General features: G+C 69.0%; 13 protein-coding genes. 7 read left to right on the forward strand and 6 right to left on the reverse strand.

Features of this window, described 5'->3' with window-relative positions; translation table 11 throughout:
- The first annotated feature begins 204 nt into the window (after nucleotides 1-204).
- A complete protein-coding gene (locus AB0B57_RS04930) occupies nucleotides 205-1,242 on the forward strand; it encodes a LacI family DNA-binding transcriptional regulator (RefSeq protein ID WP_357065183.1) in 1,038 nt (345 codons plus the stop codon).
- Here AB0B57_RS04930 and AB0B57_RS04935 read toward each other — a convergent pair.
- Genes AB0B57_RS04935 through AB0B57_RS04950 form a run of 4 tightly spaced genes read right to left on the reverse strand, consistent with a single transcriptional unit; the run spans nucleotide 1,229 to nucleotide 6,023 of the window.
- A complete protein-coding gene (locus tag AB0B57_RS04935) occupies nucleotides 1,229-2,941 on the reverse strand; it encodes a trehalase family glycosidase (protein WP_357065184.1) in 1,713 nt (570 codons plus the stop codon). The two genes, AB0B57_RS04930 and AB0B57_RS04935, sit on opposite strands and share 14 nt — an antisense overlap.
- 32 nt (nucleotides 2,942-2,973) lie before the next feature.
- A complete protein-coding gene (locus AB0B57_RS04940; protein WP_357065186.1) occupies nucleotides 2,974-3,798 on the reverse strand; it encodes a carbohydrate ABC transporter permease in 825 nt (274 codons plus the stop codon).
- Nucleotides 3,795-4,766, reverse strand: coding sequence for a sugar ABC transporter permease (locus AB0B57_RS04945; protein ID WP_357065187.1), 972 nt, complete (start codon nucleotides 4,764-4,766; stop codon nucleotides 3,795-3,797). The genes AB0B57_RS04940 and AB0B57_RS04945 overlap by 4 nt, the downstream gene beginning before the upstream one ends.
- An 18-nt stretch (nucleotides 4,767-4,784) precedes the next feature.
- Nucleotides 4,785-6,023, reverse strand: a complete 1,239-nt coding sequence (locus tag AB0B57_RS04950; protein WP_357065189.1) for an extracellular solute-binding protein — start codon at nucleotides 6,021-6,023, stop codon at nucleotides 4,785-4,787.
- Between the two features lie 296 nt (nucleotides 6,024-6,319).
- Between AB0B57_RS04950 and AB0B57_RS04955 the strand changes: the two genes are divergently transcribed.
- On the forward strand, nucleotides 6,320-8,155 hold the full coding sequence (locus tag AB0B57_RS04955; protein WP_357065191.1) for an RICIN domain-containing protein: 1,836 nt from the start codon (nucleotides 6,320-6,322) through the stop codon (nucleotides 8,153-8,155).
- A 187-nt stretch (nucleotides 8,156-8,342) separates the two neighbouring features.
- Nucleotides 8,343-9,947, forward strand: a complete 1,605-nt coding sequence (locus AB0B57_RS04960; protein WP_357065193.1) for an arabinofuranosidase catalytic domain-containing protein — start codon at nucleotides 8,343-8,345, stop codon at nucleotides 9,945-9,947.
- A gap of 69 nt (nucleotides 9,948-10,016) precedes the next feature.
- Here the strand turns inward: AB0B57_RS04960 and AB0B57_RS04965 are convergent, their stop codons facing one another.
- Entirely contained in the window at nucleotides 10,017-11,384 is a 1,368-nt protein-coding gene (locus AB0B57_RS04965; RefSeq protein WP_357065194.1) for a PHB depolymerase family esterase, read from the reverse strand.
- Between the two features lie 267 nt (nucleotides 11,385-11,651).
- Here AB0B57_RS04965 and AB0B57_RS04970 point away from each other — a divergent pair, with 267 nt between their 5' ends.
- The 3 genes from AB0B57_RS04970 to AB0B57_RS04980 all read left to right on the forward strand — a co-directional run bounded on the left by AB0B57_RS04970 (nucleotide 11,652) and on the right by AB0B57_RS04980 (nucleotide 16,381).
- Nucleotides 11,652-12,650 carry a PaaX family transcriptional regulator C-terminal domain-containing protein gene (locus AB0B57_RS04970; RefSeq protein ID WP_357065195.1) on the forward strand — a complete coding sequence of 333 codons (999 nt, stop codon included), beginning with the start codon at nucleotides 11,652-11,654 and terminating at the stop codon, nucleotides 12,648-12,650.
- Between the two features lie 481 nt (nucleotides 12,651-13,131).
- Nucleotides 13,132-14,601 (forward strand): endo-1,4-beta-xylanase, encoded by a 1,470-nt coding sequence (locus tag AB0B57_RS04975; protein WP_357065197.1) that lies wholly within the window; start codon nucleotides 13,132-13,134, stop codon nucleotides 14,599-14,601.
- 394 nt (nucleotides 14,602-14,995) lie between these two features.
- Complete coding sequence (locus AB0B57_RS04980; protein WP_357065199.1) at nucleotides 14,996-16,381, forward strand: RICIN domain-containing protein; 1,386 nt, start codon at nucleotides 14,996-14,998, stop codon at nucleotides 16,379-16,381.
- A gap of 73 nt (nucleotides 16,382-16,454) precedes the next feature.
- Here the strand turns inward: AB0B57_RS04980 and AB0B57_RS04985 are convergent, their stop codons facing one another.
- Nucleotides 16,455-17,225, reverse strand: coding sequence for a FadR/GntR family transcriptional regulator (locus AB0B57_RS04985; RefSeq protein ID WP_357065201.1), 771 nt, complete (start codon nucleotides 17,223-17,225; stop codon nucleotides 16,455-16,457).
- Nucleotides 17,226-17,482: 257 nt separating this feature from the next.
- Here AB0B57_RS04985 and AB0B57_RS04990 point away from each other — a divergent pair, with 257 nt between their 5' ends.
- On the forward strand, nucleotides 17,483-18,634 hold the full coding sequence (locus tag AB0B57_RS04990; protein ID WP_357065202.1) for an extracellular solute-binding protein: 1,152 nt from the start codon (nucleotides 17,483-17,485) through the stop codon (nucleotides 18,632-18,634).
- Nucleotides 18,635-18,639: the final 5 nt, after the last annotated feature.

Here is an 18,639-nt window from a genome sequence, read left to right on the forward strand (position 1 = left end):
GGAGCGCGGTGGTGGGGTGGGGCCCGACGTCACACGTCATACCTGTTTACATTAATGCTCGTCCATTCGTTGCGCCACCGTCGGTCGTCCGCCCCGCTGGTCGCGGAACCTGCTGGCTCGGGCTGGGGTTTCCGGACGGATATGCTCGTCAGGGAATGATGGTGCGTGCCCGTGTCGGGGCAAGAATCGATTCGAGGGCGCGGCATGAACATCGGGGAGATCGCCCGCCGGGCGGGGGTGTCCCGCAGCACCGTCTCCTACGTCCTGAGCGGGAAACGGACCGTCTCGGCGGGGACCCGGCAGCGGATCCAGGCGGTCATCGACGAGCTGGACTACCGACCGAACGCCAGCGCCCGCGCGCTCAAGGAGGGTCGCACCCGCACCCTCGGGCTGGTGATCCCCCCGGCCAGCCAGCGGTTGACCGACATGCAGTTGGGCTTCGTCGCCAGTGTCGTCGAGGCGGCCGCGCGCCACGATCTCGACGTGCTGCTGTCCCCGTCCGGGGGTGACCACGACCGGTCGTTCGAGCGGATCGTCACCGGGCGCCGGGTGGACGGGGTGGTCCTGATGGAGATCCGCCTGGAGGACGACCGGGTGACCCGCCTGACCAAGACTGGTCTGCCGTTCGTCACGATCGGGCGGATCGCCGAGCCGCACGACATGAGCTGGATCGACATCGACTATTCCGGGCTGATCGCCCGCTGTGTGCACCACCTGGCCGACTTGGGGCACCGGCACGTGGCCCTGGTCAACCGCTCCGCCGAGTTGGTGGCAGCGGGTTACGGCCCCAGCCATCGAGCGCTCACCGGTTTCCGGGCGGCGGCGGCGGACCGGGGGCTGACCGGCGTGGAGGTCTGCTGCGGCGACGACACGGCCTCCGGCGAGGCGTGCGTGGAACAGCTGCTCGTGACACATCCCGACGTCACGGCCATCGCCACCATCAACGAGGCCGCGCTGCCCGGCATGCAGCGCGCGCTGACCGGCGCCGGTCTGTCCGTGCCGCGGGACTTCTCCGTCACCGGCGTCGCCGCCCAGCACTGGGCGGAGGACTTCCGCCCGCCGTTGACCGCCGCGGACGTCCCAATGGTCGAGATGGGCGCCGAGGCGGTGTCGCTGTTGCTGGAGAGCATCGCCGCCCCGGGCGCCGTGCCACGGCACCGGCTGTACAGCCCGCCCATCTCGCTGCGCCTGAGCACCGGGCCGGTCCGGGGCCGCGGAGCCGACGCGGCTACCTCCTCGTGACCCGCCGTTCCTCCTGACCGGCGGCGAGGATGAGATAGCTGCTGGCGGTCCAGGTGTACGCGCGGTCCCGGAGCCCGGCCCCGGTTTCGGCGTCGAAGTTCTCCGCGAACCCGGACTTCTCACACAGCGCGAGGAAGCGTCGGCTGATCTCGTCGGCGACCCTGGTCTGCCCGGCCCGCCGCAGGCCGTCCTCGACCAGCACGGTGGAGGGCGCCCAGATCGGGCCACGCCAGTAGCCGTCGGCGAGATAGTGCGCCGAGTCGACCGGCTCGGTGGCCAACCCGTGCGTGGTCAGGTGGGTTTCGACGCCCCGGGCCAGTGCGACGGCGACCGGAGCGGGTAGGTCGGCACCGAGCGCGACGGGCATCAGGTCGAGCAGGCTCCGACTCGTCCGCCGCTGGCCGGTGTGCGGGTTGCGGGCGGCGAAGCGTTCGCCGTCCCACAGGTCCCGCAGCATGGCGCCATGGACCCGGTCGGCCTCCCGGGACCACTGGTCGGCGGGCTCACCCAGCTCGGTGGCGAGGGCGGCGAGGCAGCGAAGCTGGGACACCAGGAACGCGGCCAGGTCGGCCGTCTGGAGGACCCGGCTGCCGTCGAAGGTGGTCGCGTTGTCCCAACCGCTGTCGTTGCCGTGCTGGTAGTGGGGCAGCTCCTGGCCGGGGGCCCGACGGGCGTCGAGCCAGAACCGGGTCCAGCGGGCCAGCCGGTCGTACGTCTGCGCCAGTGCCGCCCGGTCCAGTGGCTGGGGAAGGCGTCGACGCAGGTGGTGCAGGGCCCAGCCGTGGATGGGAGGCTTGACGTAGTTGTGCAGGACCTCGGAGTGCGTGACCGAGTCGGGGAGCGCGCCGGCCTCGTCCTGGTGGTCGAAGGGCAGGTGGAACTGGTGCCAGGCCAGCTCCGGCTCGCCGGCGGCCAGGGCGATCGCGTTGAAGCAGTGGTCCCAGCTCCACACCTTGTCCATCCAGTGCTTGGACATCAGGACCGCGGGGCGGGTGACGAAGCCCGCCGGGCCGACGGTGGCCGACCACAGCACGTAGGCGGCCAGCTCGGCGGCCGGGGTCTCCGCGCCACGCCACGGCGCGACCGCGTCGACGAACGCGGTGAACTCGGCGACCCGGTCGCGGCACAGCTGGTCGAAGGTGGCGGATCCGACGTACGGGCGGCGGGCGGTGGCGTACTCCTCGATCGCGATCTCCCAGGGCTGGTCGCCGGGGAGGTCGACGTGTCGGTCCGCGGTGCCGAGCGCCTCGACACCGTCGGTGCGCTGGAGCGCACCGGAGAGCACGGTGATCCGGTAACGGCGCCCGGTCTCGTACGAGGTGAACACGTGGGAGCCGTCGACCGGATCGTGGTAGAGGTAGGTGCCGCTGAACGGGGTGAGGGTGGCGGCGGCCGCGGCCACCCGCAGGCCGAGCCGTCGGCCCCGGATCCGCAGGGTGTCCGGCCCGTCGTAGACCGCCTCGATCCGGTCGGCGCCGTTTCGCCAGGTCAGCAGCGCGGGTGTGGCGACGACAGTGGTGCCGGCGACCGCGGGGGAGAGCCGGAGCACGGCGTGGAGCCCGGTCTGGTGGGAGACCAGGTGCAGATCGTCGGCGTACGTCTTCTCGGCTACCACCGGGGAGATGTTGAACCAGGATCCTCGGTAGCTGAACGGGATGTCCTGGACGGGGAACTCCGGACCGGACGGGACGACGGTCATGGGTGGCGGGTGCCTTTCTGTGCTGCGGGTGGTCAGTCCTTGACGGCGCCGGCGGTCACGCCCATCGAGACGTAGCGCTGGGCCAGGATGAGCAGCACCGCGGCGGGGATGGAGGCGACGACAGCGGTGGCCATGATGGCGTTCCACTGCTGGTTGTTGTTGCCGATGTAGTGGTAGATGCCGAGGGTGATGGGCTGCCGGTCGCCGCCACCGGCGAGTGTCGAGGCGAAGATGAAGTCCGACCACGACCACAGGAACGCGAACAGCGACACCGTGACGATCGAGTTGCGGCTGATCGGGAGCACGACCGACCAGAAGGTCCGCAGCCGGCTGGCGCCGTCGACGACGGCGGCCTGGAGCAGCTCGTCGGGGATCCCGGACATGAAGGCCGTGAAGATCAGCACGCCGAACGGCACCGCCAGTGTCGAGTCGGCCAGGATCAGGCCGGGCAGCGTGTTGAGAATGCCGAGACTGAGATAGATGGCGTAGAAGCCCATCGCCATGATGATGCCCGGGATCATCTGCGCGATCAGCAGGACGAAGCTCAGTGCGGTGCCGCCGGGTGGCCGCAGCTTCGCCAGCGCGTAGCCGGCGGGGGCGGCCAGCGCCACGGTGAGCACCACCGTGCCGAGACCGACCAGGAAGCTGGTGCCGAGGTACGGCAACTGTTGGTCGAGGACGGCCCGGTAGCCGTCCAGCGTGCCGTTGGTCGGGAACAGGTGCGGCGGGCTGGCCCGCATGTCCTGGTCCCGGGTGAACGACACGTTGATCATCCAGTAGACGGGGAAGAGCATCAGCCCGGTCAGCACCAGGCCGACGGCGGTCTTCCACCAGACCCGGGGAGTGGAGGTGGTCATGACAGGTTCTGCCTCCGCTGGATCCTGATGTAGACGAGCCCGGCGACCAGGGCCATCACGATGAGCAGGTTGCCGACGGCCGCACCCGGACCGAACTCGGGCAGCAGGTTGCCGAAGCCGAGTCGGTACGACCAGGTCGCGAGCGTCGCGGAGGAGTCGCTCGGCCCACCCTTGGTCATGATCCAGATGATGTCGAAGACCTTCAGCGTGTAGACCAGCCCCAGCAGCAGCGTGATCGCGGAGACGGGGCGCAGCAGCGGGAAGGTGATCCCCCAGAACCGTTGCCAGCTCGACGCGCCGTCCAGCGCGGACGCCTCGTACATCTCGACCGGGATCGCCTGTAGCCCGCTGTACAGGACCACCAGGTTGAACGGGATGCCGATCCAGATGTTGGCGATGATCACCGAGGTGAGCGACCAGCCCGGCGAGGTGAGCCAGTTGACCTGGTCGATCCCCACGACGCCGAGTGCCGCGTTGACCAGCCCCGAATCGCTGTTGAGCAGCCACGACCAGGTCGAGGCCGAGACGATCAGCGGCAGCAGCCACGGTACGAGGAACAGCGCCCGCAACGTGGCGGACAACGGGAAGTGCTGGTGGAAGAAGAGCGCCAGCGCCATGCCGATGCTGAACTGGAAGACGAGCGACGCGGCAGTGAAGGTCAGGGTGTGCGCCAGGGTGGATCCGAACGCCGGGTCGGTCAGGACCGTCCGGTAGTTGTCGAAGCCAGCGAAGGGCGCACCGCCCTGCACGAACGAACGGACCGTGTACTCGCGCAGGCTCAGGTCGAGGTTGCGATAGAGCGGGTAGGCGTAGAAGGCCGACAGGTAGAGGGTGACGGGCGCCAGGAAGGCCCACGCGAGCCATCGGCTGGGCCGGCGGGTGCGGGACGGGGGAGGCCCGGGCGGGGCGGCCTTGGCCGCCCCGCCCTGGTCCGGTGCGGCAGTGGAGCTGGGTGTCGTGGGGAGCATGGTGTCGGTTCGGCGCGGCTACCTGGTCGCGGCCTGGGCGGCGGTCAGCGCGTCCTTCGGTGACTTCCCACCGCTGAGGGCCGCCTGCACCGCGGTCCACAGGGATTCCGAGATCTTCGGGTACTTCGTACCGAGGTTGTCACCGGTGCGACCCTTGGCTGCCCGGACCGCCTCCACCCAGACCTTGAGCTTGGGGTCCGCGGTCGCCTGTCGATCCTGCACGGCGGCGACGGGCGCGACGTAGGACAGCGTGGTGTCGGTGGTGAGGAGGTTGTCGGCGTTGGTGAGGCAGGCGACGATCTTCTGCGACGTCTCGTACCTGCTGGTCTTCTTCTGCACCGGGATGGAGACGAACTCACCGCCGGTGGGCGCCGGTGCCGGGCCGCCCGCGTTGGCCGGGATCGCGATGGTGCCGTAGGAGAAGCCGAGCTTCTCCGCGTTGGCGAGCTGCCAGGTGCCGTTCTCGGCGAACGCGAAGTCGCCGGTGGCGAACTCCTGCCAACTCGTGGTCTGGGTGTTGTTGATGACCGAGTTGGGGGCGAGGCCCTGCCGGAGCCAGTCGGTCCAGAGCGTCAACGCGGACACCGACTGCGGCGAGTCCAGGCTGGTCAGCTGGGCTCCCGACCCCCAGAACCAGGGCAGGAACTGGAAGCTGCCCTCCTCGGTGCCGATCGCGGAGAAGGTGATGCCCTTCTTCCCCTTGGCCTTGACCTTGGTCAGTGCCGTGGTCAGCGACGCCCAGTCCTTGATCGAGGCCGGATCGACGCCGGCGGCGGTCAGCAGGTCCTTGTTGTAGTAGAGGGCGAGGGTGTTCGCCCCGATCGGCACCCCGTACGTCTTGCCCGCGCTCTGACCGGCGCCGAGCAGGTTCGGGGCCATGGCCGAGACGTCGAGCTTGTTGTCCTCGGTGGTGGTGAGCGCGCCGGCCTCGGCCAGTGTCGAGATGACCGGGTTGTCCACGATCAGCACGTCCGGCGAGTTGCCCTGCTGGGCGGCGAGCAGCGCCTTGTTGGTCAGGTCGGTGGTGTCGTAGCCGGTCCGCTCGACAGTCGCCGCCCCCGCCGAGGTGCCGCACTTCTTGAGCAGTGCGACCCACTCGGAGTCGTTGGCGAACTGCGGGTACGGGTCCCAGACGAGGTACGCGCCGCCGCCGTCGCCGGACCCTCCGTCGGACGACGAGCAGGCACTGCCTGTCACTGCGGCGAGCGCTATCACGGCGACGGCGGCCAGGCGCCGTCGACGACTGAATCCTGTCATGTGGTGCCTCACTTCAGTCGATGTCAGGTGGGGTGTGCGGGTTGACCGTCGCGGGTCGGACGTCGTCCGACCATGAGGCGAACCGATTCGACAAATCGGTTCGCACGAAGATAGGTCCGCCCCTGGCGCCTGGTCAAGAGATGCGCGGAGGTTCTGAAGGTTGCGCTGTGAAACGCCACCTTCACCGGGTCGTCACTTCATTGACATCGTTCAGTTCCTGGTCCTACGATCCGTGCGAATCGATTCGCAAGCTGCCCTCCGGAGAGCGTCCCCCGCGCCCCACCAAGGAGCCGCCCGTGAAAACCCCGTCCCCCGGCAGGCCGGGCCGAGCCCGCGCGCTCGCCGCCCGACTCGTGGTTGGCCTGCTCGCCGCCACCGCCGCCGTAACCGTCGCCGCGCCCCCGGCGCAGGCCGCCAACGAGTCGATAAGCGTCAACTTCGCCACGGACAACGGCGCGCCGACCTACCGCGCGTCCGGCTGGATCTACGGCATGACCGAGAACGCCAGCGGTCCGGCGGACCACTTCTACCGAGACGTCAAGTTCCAGGCCATGCGGGCCGGCGGCGCGCAGCTGCCCGGCAGTGGCTGGGTCGGCGGCACGTACGACCGCCGGTGGAACTCCACACTCGCCCAGGCGCGTCGGACCACCGCCCTCGGCGGAAAGTTCATCATCCTGCCGCACGACCTGTGGGGTGCCGACGGCGCCGGGATCTCGCGCTTCCCCGGCGACAACGGCAACTGGACCGACTACGACAACTTCCTGACCCGGCTCATCAGCGACGTCCGGGCCTCCGGACTGAGCGTGCAGTGGGACATCTGGAACGAACCCAACATCACCATCTTCTGGAACCGCCCGATCTCCCAGTACCTCGAACTGTGGCGCCGCACCTACCAGCGCATCCGGACGGAGTTCCCCAGCCAGCTCATCGTCGGGCCGAGCTGTGCCTGCGTCCCGTCGACGAACCACGCCTTCTGGAACCAGTACCTGGACTTCGTCCGCTCGACCAACACGGTGCCGGACATCATCAGTTGGCACTCACTGCCGGGTGACCCGGTCGCGAACGTCGCCGCCGCCAACGCCACCCTCGATCCGCGCGGCATCGCCCACCCGCGGCCCTACCAGATCAACGAGTACGGCGCGCCCGACGAGCAGAACCCGGCCGACGGTGCCTGGTACATCGCCCGTCTGGAGCGGGCCCGCGCCGACGGCCTCCGGGCGAACTGGGCCAGCGGCGGCAGCCTGCACAACGACCTGGGCAACCTGTTGATCCGCAACTCGGCCGGGCAGCACCAGCCCAAGGGTGAGTGGTGGAACTACCGCTTCTACGCCTCCCAGACCGGGCAGATCGTCGGGGTCACCCCCAGCCAGTCGTACGACGCGTACGCCACGAAGGCGGACGGCGTGGCCAAGATCCTGATCGGCGGTGGTCGGACCACCGGGAACCTGACCGTCAACCTGCAGGGTCTGGACACCACCAGCGGCATCGTGCAGAACAACCAGGTCCGGGTGCTCACCCAACGCATCCCGCACAACAACGGTGGTGCCGTGCCGGGGCCGATCACGGTCTCGAACAGCGTGGTCGGCGTGTCAAACAACAACGCCACAGTGACCCTGCCGTACACCAACCAGACCGATACCTACGCCGTCACCCTGCTGCCCCCGTCGGATGGTGGCTTCCAGTCGGTGGCGGTGGCCCAGCACTCCCAGCAGTGCCTCAACAACACCGGCCTGAGCACCGCCGACGGCAACGGCCAACAGCAGAACTACTGCGACGGCGGCGACCAGCAGCTCTGGAACTTCCGCCCGGTCGCGGGGGTGGCCAACACCTACACCGCGGTCAACCAGCAGAGCGGCAAGTGCCTCGAGGTCAACGGGGCGTCCACCGCCGACGGTGCTGCCGTGAGCCAGCGGACCTGCCTGAACAGCTCGAATCAGCAGTTCACCCTCCGCAGGGTGACCTACTCGGGCAACGACTCGCACGACTACCAGCTGGTTGCCCGACACAGCGGCAAGTGTGTGGATGTCAACGGCGTTTCCACGGCGGCTGGCGCAACTGTCATCCAGTGGACCTGCAAGGCGGTCAACCAGAACGGCTCGTTGAACCAGACCTGGCGGCTCCTGGGGCGGTAGTCGTCCCGGGGGCAGGTGACGCGCTGGCTGTCGGCCCCGGCAGTCAGCGCGTCACCGAACACCACATTCATTGACATGAATAAAACAAAGGTCATACGATTCGCTGATTCGATTCGCCCTCGCCACCACCGCCCGTGGCGCGTCGACGCGACCCCCCTGCGCTTCCACGACTCCGAGGAGCCACCGCGTGCGAACCCCGTCCCGTAGTGGGCCAGGAACAGCCCACGACCTCATCCCGAGACGCCAACGCGTCCGACGTTTGACCCTCCTGGCCGGCGCCCTGGCCGGGGTGCTCGTCGTCGTCGGCGTCGGTGTCGGCACCAGCCCCACCAGTTCGCCCTTCGCCGCCGAGGCCGCCGCGGCGGCCACCATCCAGCCGGGGCAGAGCACCCCGGTCGTCGGCACGCCGTCCGGCCGCTGTCTCGAAGTGCCCAACTCCAGCACCACCAACGGCACCCAGGCGCAGCTCTGGGACTGCAACGGCGCCGCCGGCCAGACCTGGACCTGGACGTCGAGCAAGCAACTCCAGGTGTACGGCAACAAGTGCCTGGACGCCTCCGGCCGGGGCACCACCAACGGCACCCAGGCGATCATCTGGGACTGCAACGGCCAGAACAACCAGCAGTGGAACGTCAACAGCAACGGCACCATCACCGGCGTGCAGTCCGGGCTCTGCCTCGACGCCAACGGCGCCGCCACCGCGAACGGCACCAAGATCATCCTCTGGGCCTGCAACGGTGGCGCCAATCAGCAGTGGGCCTCGCCGAACACGCCGCCGACCTCCGTACCGCCGACCTCCGCACCGCCGACCAGCCCGCCGCCGAGCGGCTCGCGCCCGTGCGACATCTACGCCTCCGGCGGCACGCCGTGCATCGCGGCGCACAGCACGACCCGGGCCCTCCTCGCGTCGTACGCCGGCAACCTCTACCAGGTGCGACGCTCGTCGGACAACACGACCCGCAACGTCGGGCTGACCGGCACGGGCGGCACCGCCAACGCGGCGACGCAGGACTCGTTCTGCGCCGGCACCACCTGCGTGATCACCGTGGTCTACGACCAGTCCGGGCGCGGCAACGACCTGTGGTACCAGGGGTCCAGCGTGGTTCCGGGCAGCCCGCAGAGCAGGCCGGCGGTCGCGACGACCGAGTCGCTGAGCGTGGGCGGCGCCAAGGCGTACTCGCTCTACATCAACCCCGGCAACAGCTACTGGCGTGACGGGCACCTCACCGGGGTGCCGACCGGCGCCGCGCCCGAGGGCATGTACATGGTCACCAGCGGCACCCACGTCAACAGCGGCTGCTGCTTCGACTACGGCAACAGCGAGACGACGCGCAAGGCCGACGCCGCCGGTGCGATGGACGCCATCAACTTCAGCAAGCAGTGTTGGTTCGGCGGCTGCTCGGGCAGCGGCCCGTGGGTGCAGGCAGACCTCGAGTGGGGTCTCTTCCCCGGCGGCAGCCAGAGCTGGAACCCGAACCAGCGCGCCTTCACCAGCAAGTTCGTCACCGCAACGCTGAAGAACAACGGCACGTCCCGCTTCGCCATCAAGGGCAGCGACGCCACGTCCGGCAGCCTCTACACGCTGTACGACGGCTCGCTCCCGCCGGGCTACAGCCCGATGAAGAAGCAGGGTGCGATCATCCTGGGCAGTGGCGGTGACTGCTGCAAGCCCGACGGCGGCGCGAACCTGAGCGCCGGCACCTTCTACGAGGGGGCCATGGTCGCCGGGTACCCGTCCGACGCGACCGAGGCCGCGGTGCAGGCCAGCATCGTGAGCGCCGGCTACCGGTAGCCCGACCACACGTGCGCCGGTCACCACGAGCTGGTGACCGGCGCACGTGCTCGTCGATGCCGCCCGGTGTCAGGCCACCGAGCAGGAGGCGCCGTTGAGGGTGAACGAGGTCGGTTTGGCGGTGTTACCGGTGTGCGTGGCCTGGAAGCCCACGGTCACTGATCCGTTGCTGGGGATGCCGCCGTTGTATGCGACGTTCCTGGCCGTCACCTGTCCGGAGTTCGGGGAGTAGGAGGCGTTCCAGCCCGACGTGATGGTCTGCCCGCCGGGCAGGGTGAACACCAGGGACCAGCCGTTGACGGCGCTGGTGCCGGTGTTGGTGACGGTGATGTTCTCGGTCAGCCCGTTGTTCCAGGCGTTGACGGCGACTGTCACCCGGCAGGCACCGGAGTCCGGCGGCGGCGTGGTCGGGTTGGGCGGTGGCGTGGTCGGGTTGGGCGGTGGCGTGGTCGGGTTCGGGGGTGGCGTGGTCGGGTTCGGGGGTGGCGTCGTCGGGTTGGGCGGGCTGGTCAGGCCGAAGAACCCGATGGCGGACGCGGCCATGCCGCTGGCGGGCAGGCTGTGCCCGGCGCCCTGGATGCTGTACGCCTCGACCTGAACCGTGCCGCTGCTGTCGGCGTACCTGCGCCGGTTCCAGTTCGGCTGCGGCGTGTCGGTGGAGGTGGGTGTCTGGCTCAGCCCGAACACGTTCGTCCACTGCTCGATCGTCTCCTGCAGCAGCGAGTACGGCACGAGGGTGTCGTTGGTGCCGTGCCACAACTGGACGCGCGGGCGGGGCCCGGAGTAGCCGGGGTACGCCTGGCGGACCGCGTCGCCCCACTGTTGCGGCGTGCGGTTCATGTTTCCGCCGGTGCACTGGCTGCTGGTGGGTGGGAAGTCGGCCGCGTTGGCGAAGCAGTTGTACGGCACCCCCATGAACGCGGCGCCGGCCTTGAACACGTCGGGGTAGAGAGCCAGCATGTGGTTGGTCATCATGCCGCCGGAGGAGCTGCCGGTGGCGTAGACCCGGTCCGGGTCGGCGGCGTACTGCTGTTGCACGTGCCGGACCATCGAGATGATCGACACCGGGTCGCTGCCGCCGCCACGCCGCTTGGCCGCGTCCGACCAGACGTCGAAGCAGTTGCCGAACCCGGCCTGCTGGGTCGCGGACGGGTAGATGACGATGAACCCGTACCGGTCGGCCAGGCTGGCGAACTCGCTGCCGGAGTAGAAGCCGGGGCCGGACCCGCCGCAGCCGTGCATGGCCACGATCGTCGCCGGCCGGGCCGGGCGGTTGTCCGGCACGTAGACGTGCATGCGCATCCGGCCGGGGTTGTCACCGAAGCTCGTCACCTCGGTCAGCGATGCCGCGTACGCGGGTTGGATCGCGGGGATGGCCAGGCCGGCCGCCACCAGTGACATGGCCAGGGTGAGCAGCAGTTTCCTTCTGATTCTCAACGGACGACTCCTTCGATTGCCTGTGCAGGCTGTGGTCGGCCGCGCGATCCGGTCGCGGGTGTGCCCGATGCCCGCGGTGACCGCGCGATGCCCGCTACCGGTGGCTCGCCGTGCCCGACTGGAGGACCGCATCGCGTGACGATTAGTGTTCCCCTCGGACCAACAAGTGTCAATCGATGTACTTCTATCGAGGATTGGCCGTACCGGCCGGATCGACAGCGGTCCGTCTACAGTCGTCGTACCGTCCCTGAAGAGCACGGAGCGTCTGTGGCAAGCCCCTTCGACATCGACGAGATCTATCCCGACGACGGAGACCACCCGCTCCGGCTGCCCCGACGTCAGGTCGGCAACTCGCCGCAGGGCGTCGCGGTGACCCTGCTGGCTGACTACACCCTGCGAACCCGTGCCGCGCTCCCGTCCGCCGCCATCGTCGCGCTGCTGGCGGAGACCGGGGTGACCACGGCGGGCGCGCGTACCGCGATCAGTCGGCTGGCCCGCCGCGGTGTCCTGGAGGGCAGCCGGCTGGGCCGGCGTAGCTCCTACCGGCTCAGCCGCGCGGCCGCCGCCAACCTCTCCGCTGGCGGCCACTGGATCCTCGCCTCGACCAGCTCGACGGTGCCGTGGGACGGGTGCTGGACCGTCGTCGCCTTCTCGCTGCCGCAGCAGCTGAGCACGCAGCGACGGGCCCTGCGTGCGCAGCTGCGGTGGCTCGGCTACGCGCCGTTGTACGACGGGCTGTGGATCTCGCCGGACGACCTGACCCCGGCGGCCCGGGCGCAGCTCGACCAGCTCACCCTCGGCGCCGTCACGGTGTTCCGTGGCCGGCAGACCGCACTGGAGTCGGCCATCCACCGTGCCCCGATCGAGGCCTGGGACATCGAGGCGATCACCCGCAGTTATCGGGCGTTCCTCCAGCGCTGGACACCGGTGTTGCCCCGGGTGGCGGCCGGGGAGATCGACGGTGCGGCCGCGGTGCGGGCCCGCACCGAGGTCATGGACACCTTCCGGCGTTTTCCCGTCCTCGATCCGCAGCTGCCGGTGGAACTCCTGCCGAAGAAGTGGCTCAGGAGGCCGGCGCGGGAGTTGTTCGGGGCCGTCTACGACGGCCTCGCGGCACCCGCCGAGCGGCACGTCCGGGCCGTCGTCACGCGGTTCACCGACGACGAGCAACCGGGCATCGAGGCCCACACCACCGCCGACATCCTCGCCGGAGTACGTCTCGACGAGGGCCCGGCGGGTCCGGCGCACGGCGGAGCCGTCTGTTGACGCTGGGTCACGCCGCGCTGTTCTGTGAGCGATAACAGTTTCACCGGGAAACGCGCGTCCGCGAGGTGCCGGTGACGCCGATCAGCCCCTGGCCAGGGCTGCGCTCAGGATGGCGATGACGAGGCAGGCGGCGGCGGAACCCGACCCCCACTGCATCGATCCGGGCGTATGTTACGTCTTGACGAACGGCATGTTATCGCTCACCCTCGATATTGAGGACGCCAGCGATGGCTCACCGGGCGGGCCGCTGTCGCACCTCACGATCACGACGTCCCCCAGGGCATGCGGACGTCAATCGAGCACCCTCGGCAGCGGCGTCAGCCCGCCGGACGACAGGTGTCAGCACGCCCGTCGACGCGGTCGACACCGACAGCACCGCCGCCAACCGCTCTGCGCGCGTCGTGATCATGGCCCGGACCGACTCTGGCAAGAAAGTGGCACGTCACCACCACCGTTGCGACCACCACTGAGAAGGAACCACATGAAACCCAAGAGAACTCTGCTGGCGGCGGCGTCCCTCGCCGTCGCACTGACCGCGGGCATGACGGCGGTGCTCGCCCCCACGGCCAGCGGCGCCGGAACGACCCTGAAGGCGGCGGCGGCCGAGAAGGGCCGCTACTTCGGCGCGGCCGTCGCGGGGCAAAAGCTCTCCGACAACCAGTACGTGACGATCCTGAACCGCGAGTTCAACAGTGTCGTGGCCGAGAACGACATGAAGTGGGACGCGACCGAGCCGCAGCAGGGTCGATTCGTCTACACCGGTGGTGACCGGCTGGTCGCGCACGCGCAGGCCAACGGCCAGAGTGTGCGGGGCCACGCGCTGTTGTGGTATCAGCAGCAGCCGGTTTGGGCGCGGGACATGTCCGGCAGCGCGTTGCGCAGCGCGATGATGAACCACGTCACGCAGGTCGCGACCCACTTCAAGGGCAAGATCTACGCGTGGGACGTGGTGAACGAGGCGTTCGCCGACGGTAACAGCGGTGCACGGCGTGACTCGAACCTGCAGCGTACCGGCAACGACTGGATCGAGGCGGCGTTCCGGGCGGCGCGGGCGGCGGATCCGGCTGCGAAGTTGTGTTACAACGACTACAACACCGACGGGATCAACGCGAAGTCGACCGGGATCTACAACATGGTGCGGGACTTCAAGTCCCGTGACGTGCCGATCGACTGCGTGGGCTTCCAGTCGCACCTGGGCACGTCGTTGTCCAGTGACTACCAGGCCAATCTGCAGCGTTTCGCCGATCTCGGCGTGGACGTGCAGATCACCGAGCTGGACGTGATGACCGGCGGCAACCAGGCCAACATCTACGCCGGGGTCACCCGGGCCTGCCTGGCCGTTGCGCGCTGCACCGGCATCACCACCTGGGGCGTGCGCGACAGCGACTCCTGGCGCGGCGACGACAACGCCCTGCTCTTCGACCGGTCGGGCAACAAGAAGGCCGCGTACAACTCCGTCCTGGACACCCTCAACGGCGGCTCGACCCCGCCCACCACGCCCCCGCCGGGCACCGGCGTGGACACCAGCGCCTGGTACGTGTTGCTCAACCGCAACAGCGGCAAGGCGCTGGACGTGTACGCCTCGGCCACCAACGACGGCGCCCGGATCAGCCAGTGGTCACGGAACAACGGCGCCAACCAGCAGTGGCAGTTCACCGACTCCGGCGGTGGCTTCTACCGGGTGAAGTCCCGGCTCTCCGGCAAGGTCCTCGACGTCAGCGGCCGCTCCACCGCCGACGGCGGCGCGATCGTGCAGTGGTCCGACAACAACGGCACCAACCAGCAGTTCCGGCTCGCCGAGTCGAGCGGCGGCTACGTGCGCCTGATCAACCGCAACAGCAACAAGGCCGTGGAGGTGCAGGGCTCGTCCACCGCGGACGGCGGCAACATCGTGCAGTACGCCGACTGGGGTGGAAACAACCAACAGTGGCAGCTGGTCCGCATCGGATAACAGCCGTCGCGAGGCAGCTCGGTAACCGTGGTGGCCCGTCCCGTCCAGCGGGGCGGGCCGCCACGGCATCAGCTGGCTGTGCAGCTCAGGGCTGGGTTTCGCCGCCGCCGATGTCCCCTGGTCTGGGCCCGTGTTGGTGGCCTGGCGCCGGTGCCGGGCAGCCGATCCCGATAGACGTCGGTCGTTTGACGTATGACGTTGTGGGCGCTAATTTTCCCCACGCGGGCGGCGCGGCCGCAAGGTCGACTGCCGGCACGGCCGGGCAGGTGCACCGGTGGCCGCATCCCGCCCGCACCCCCCGACGTGCCGACGCCACCACCAGACGCTGGCACGCACCCCCAGGGCCACGCGCGTGCGTTCCGCTCGTGGGTGACCCCGATAAAAGGAGTGGACCATGAATGCCATCGGTGAGGTTCGTCCCGCCTCTCCACCGAGACGTCGCTGGCGGTCCGGCTTGGCTGCGGCGGCGGCAGCGATCATGGCGGCCGGCACGCTCGTCGCGGTCAACGCGGCGCCCGCGGCGGCGGCGACGGTGGACACCAGCGCCTGGTACGTCCTGGTCAACCGCAACAGCGGCAAGGCGTTGGATCTGGTCTCCTCGGCCACCAACGACGGCGCCCGGATCAGCCAGTGGACGCGCAACAACGGCGCGAACCAGCAGTGGCAGTTCGTCGACTCCGGTGACGGCTTCTACCGGGTGAAGTCCCGGCACTCCGGCAAGGTTCTCGACGTCAGCGGCCGCTCGACCGCCGACGGCGGGGCGATCGTGCAGTGGGCCGACAACAACGGCACCAACCAGCAGTTCCGGCTCGCCGACTCGGACGGCGGCTACGTCCGGCTGATCAACCGCAACAGCAGCAAGGCCGTGGAGGTGCAGGGCTCGTCCACCGCCGACGGCGCCAACGTCGTCCAGTACGCCGACTGGAACGGCTCCAACCAGCAGTGGCAGCTCGTGCGCACCGACGGCAGCAACCCGCCGCCGACGGGTGGCAGTGGGTGCGGCAAGGCACCGACGCTGGCCAGCGGCACGCACACCATCCAGAGCAACGGCAAGAGCCGCACCTTCATCCTGCGGGTGCCCACCAACTACAACAACAGCAACCCCTACCGGCTGATCTTCGCGTTCCACTGGCGCGGCGGCACCATGCAGGAGATCTCCTCGGGTGGCACCAGCGGCACTGCGTGGTCCTACTACGGGCAGCAGGAGCAGTCGAACAACAGCGCGATCCTGGTCGCGCCCCAGGGGTTCGGCAACGGCTGGGGCAACTCCGGCGGTGAGGACATCGTCTTCGTCGACGACATGATCAGCCGGATCGAGAGCAGCCTCTGCGTCAACCCGAGGCAGCGGTTCGCCCTCGGCTTCAGCTGGGGTGGCGGCATGAGCTACGCCGTCGCCTGCGCGCGGGCCAACGTTTTCCGCGCCGTCGCGGTCATCTCCGGTGGGCAGATCAGCGGTTGCAGCGGCGGCACGCAGCCCATCGCGTACTTCGGGCTGCACGGCATCTCGGACAACGTCCTGAACATCTCCGGCGGCCGGGCGTTGCGCGACACGTTCGTCCGGAACAACGGCTGCACCGCGCAGAGCCCGCGCGAGCCGGCAGCCGGCAGCCGCACGCACGTCACGACCACGTACTCCGGTTGCCGGGCTGGTTACCCGGTGCAGTGGGCCGCGTACGACAACGGTCACATGCCGGGCCCGGTGGACGGCACCTACGCCGAGAGCGGCATCACGACCTGGACCAAGGGTGAGATCTGGAGGTTCTTCGCGCAGTTCTCGTGAGGCCGGTCGGCCTCAGCTGGCGGCGCCTGCTCCCGTACCTCGGGGGCGGGCGCCGTCTCGTTGCCCGCGCCGGTCAGCGTTGCAGCCGGACCGGCTTGCCCGAACCGCTGCGGCGGACCAGCCAGGCCTCGGTGATGTGGGTGAACATCGCCTCGGCCGCACCGTCGGAGTCGTGCGCGGCGATGCGCTCGTAGATGCGCCGGTGGCCCCGGTTGGACGCCACGCACAGGGACCGTTCGGTCCGGCCCATGTAGCGGGCGGTGTTGATGACCTGGCTTTCCAGCGCCCGCACCACGCCGCGGGCGATGCGGTTCCCGGAGGTCTGCATGATCGCGTCGTGGAAGGCCCGGTCGTGCTCGTGGTAGGTGACGTGGTCGTCGACGAGCTCGTCCATCCGGTCCACCATCGCGCGCAGCCGCTCGATGGTCCCGGCGTCGGCGAGGCGGGCGGCGACGTTCGCCATGTCCGACTCCAGCACGCGCCGGGTGACCACGAGATCGTCGAGGATGTCGAGGCTGTCGTCCTCGGCGATGGTGGCCCCGAGGACGAGTTCGTCGAGCATGTCCCACTGCGCCGCCGGGGTGACCATGGTGCCGGCACCCTGGCGAACCTGCACCAGCCCCTTCTCCTGCAGGATCTTGACTGCTTCCCGGACGACGGTCCGGCTCACGGAGAACGTCTCGCAGAGGATCGGCTCGGGGGGTAGGGACGTACCGGACTTATGGACGCCCCGGACGATGCGCTCCACCAGCTCGGCGGTGACCGCCCTGGCGAGGTTGGTCGGCCGACGCACCCATGCCGGTGTCACCGGGCTGCTCAGGGCTGTTTCCTGCGATAGCGTCATGTCCCCTCCGAAAGGCTCGCCGTGGCACGACGTCTGGCTCAGTGTACGGCTGAGTATTGACGTCACACGTCATACGAGTTACGTTCCGGGCAACATTGGCACGGCGGCACGCCCGCCGGCCACCCCACTTTCTGAGGTGACAACTGATGAGACAGCGCGCGATATGGTCGGCCGTCCTCGTTGTGGGCCTAGCCCTGGCCGGTTGCGGAAGTGCTAGCGATTCGAGTTCGTCGAGCGGGTCTGACAGCAAGTTGGTGGTGTGGGACTGGAAGTCCGGTGAGGCGTTCGCCAAATCCTATCTGGACAAGGCCAAGGCTGACTTCAAGAAAAAGCACCCAAAGGTTGAGGTCGAGTTCGTCGCACAGCCCTTCGACCAGTACTACACGCTGCTCGGTGCGGCGATCCAGTCCGGCAAGGGCCCGGACGTCATGCTGTTCAACGGTGGTGGCCAGATCCGCGACCGGGTGGACGCGCTGGTGCCGATCACCGACTACGTGGCCGAGGACAAGCAGCGCCTGGCCGGGTGGGACGCCTTCACCAAGGACGGCAAGGTCTACGCCGAGCCGGTGACGCTGCAGGGCTACCCCATCTACTACAACAAGGAGATCTACCGCAAGGCCGGCCTCGACCCGGCGACCCCGGCCGCCACCTGGGACAAGTTCGTCGCCGACTGCGCCGCCATCGCCAAGGCCGGCGCCAAGTGCTTCGCCCTCGGTAACAAGGAGGGCGTCGGCATCCAGTTCTGGCTCTCCAGCATGGGGTCGGTCACCCTGACCGCCGCGGAGTACGACGCCTGGATCACCGGCAAGCGCGACTGGACCTCACCGAACGTCAAGCGGATCTTCCAGCTCTGGAAGGAGACCGGCGACAAGAAGATGAACAGCGACGGGGCCAACTCGACCGCGATGTTCAACGACTCGTTCGCGTACTTCCAGTCCGGTAAGGCCGCCCACGTCATGGGTCTGATGTCGGACGTGGGGCACTGGAAGGACTTCAACGAGTTCCTCACCCCGGAGAAGCTCGGCGTCATGAAGCCTCCGGTCGTCACCGCCGGCACTACCCCGAGCCTGCCGTACGACGGTGGTATCGGCTACGGCGTCGCCAAGTGGACGAAGGACCCGAAGGTGGCCGCCGACCTGGTGCGCTCCCTGAGCTCGGCGGACGCGTTGAAGGCCTTCTACGCCGATGCCGGCGCGATCGTCGCCGACACCACGGTCGACGTGTCCCAGAGCGGCCCCGCCGTCTCCACGATCGTCAGCGACCTGAAGACCGGCAAGCCGGCTCTGCACGTGGCGCTCTCCTCGAAGACGATTGACCTGATGGGTCGGCTGTCCCAGCAGCTGCTCAGCGGGTCGATCACCGTCGACGAGGTGGTGAAGCAGTTGGCCGCTTCCGACCAGGCGGGCTGACCTCC

It is taken from the genome of Micromonospora sp. NPDC049101 (assembly GCF_040648675.1).
Classification (GTDB): Bacteria; Actinomycetota; Actinomycetes; order Mycobacteriales; family Micromonosporaceae; genus Micromonospora.

Bases quoted from the DNA above. Each gene is read 5' to 3' on its own strand.
- AB0B57_RS04930 (WP_357065183.1), top strand. From the start codon at position 205: ATGAACATCGGGGAGATCGCCCGCCGGGCGGGGGTGTCCCGCAGCACC.
- AB0B57_RS04935 (WP_357065184.1), bottom strand. From the start codon at position 2,941: ATGACCGTCGTCCCGTCCGGTCCGGAGTTCCCCGTCCAGGACATCCCG.
- AB0B57_RS04985 (WP_357065201.1), bottom strand. From the start codon at position 17,225: ATGACGCTATCGCAGGAAACAGCCCTGAGCAGCCCGGTGACACCGGCA.
- AB0B57_RS04975 (WP_357065197.1), top strand. From the start codon at position 13,132: ATGAAACCCAAGAGAACTCTGCTGGCGGCGGCGTCCCTCGCCGTCGCA.
- AB0B57_RS04950 (WP_357065189.1), bottom strand. From the start codon at position 6,023: ATGACAGGATTCAGTCGTCGACGGCGCCTGGCCGCCGTCGCCGTGATA.
- AB0B57_RS04945 (WP_357065187.1), bottom strand. From the start codon at position 4,766: ATGCTCCCCACGACACCCAGCTCCACTGCCGCACCGGACCAGGGCGGG.
- AB0B57_RS04940 (WP_357065186.1), bottom strand. From the start codon at position 3,798: ATGACCACCTCCACTCCCCGGGTCTGGTGGAAGACCGCCGTCGGCCTG.
- AB0B57_RS04980 (WP_357065199.1), top strand. From the start codon at position 14,996: ATGAATGCCATCGGTGAGGTTCGTCCCGCCTCTCCACCGAGACGTCGC.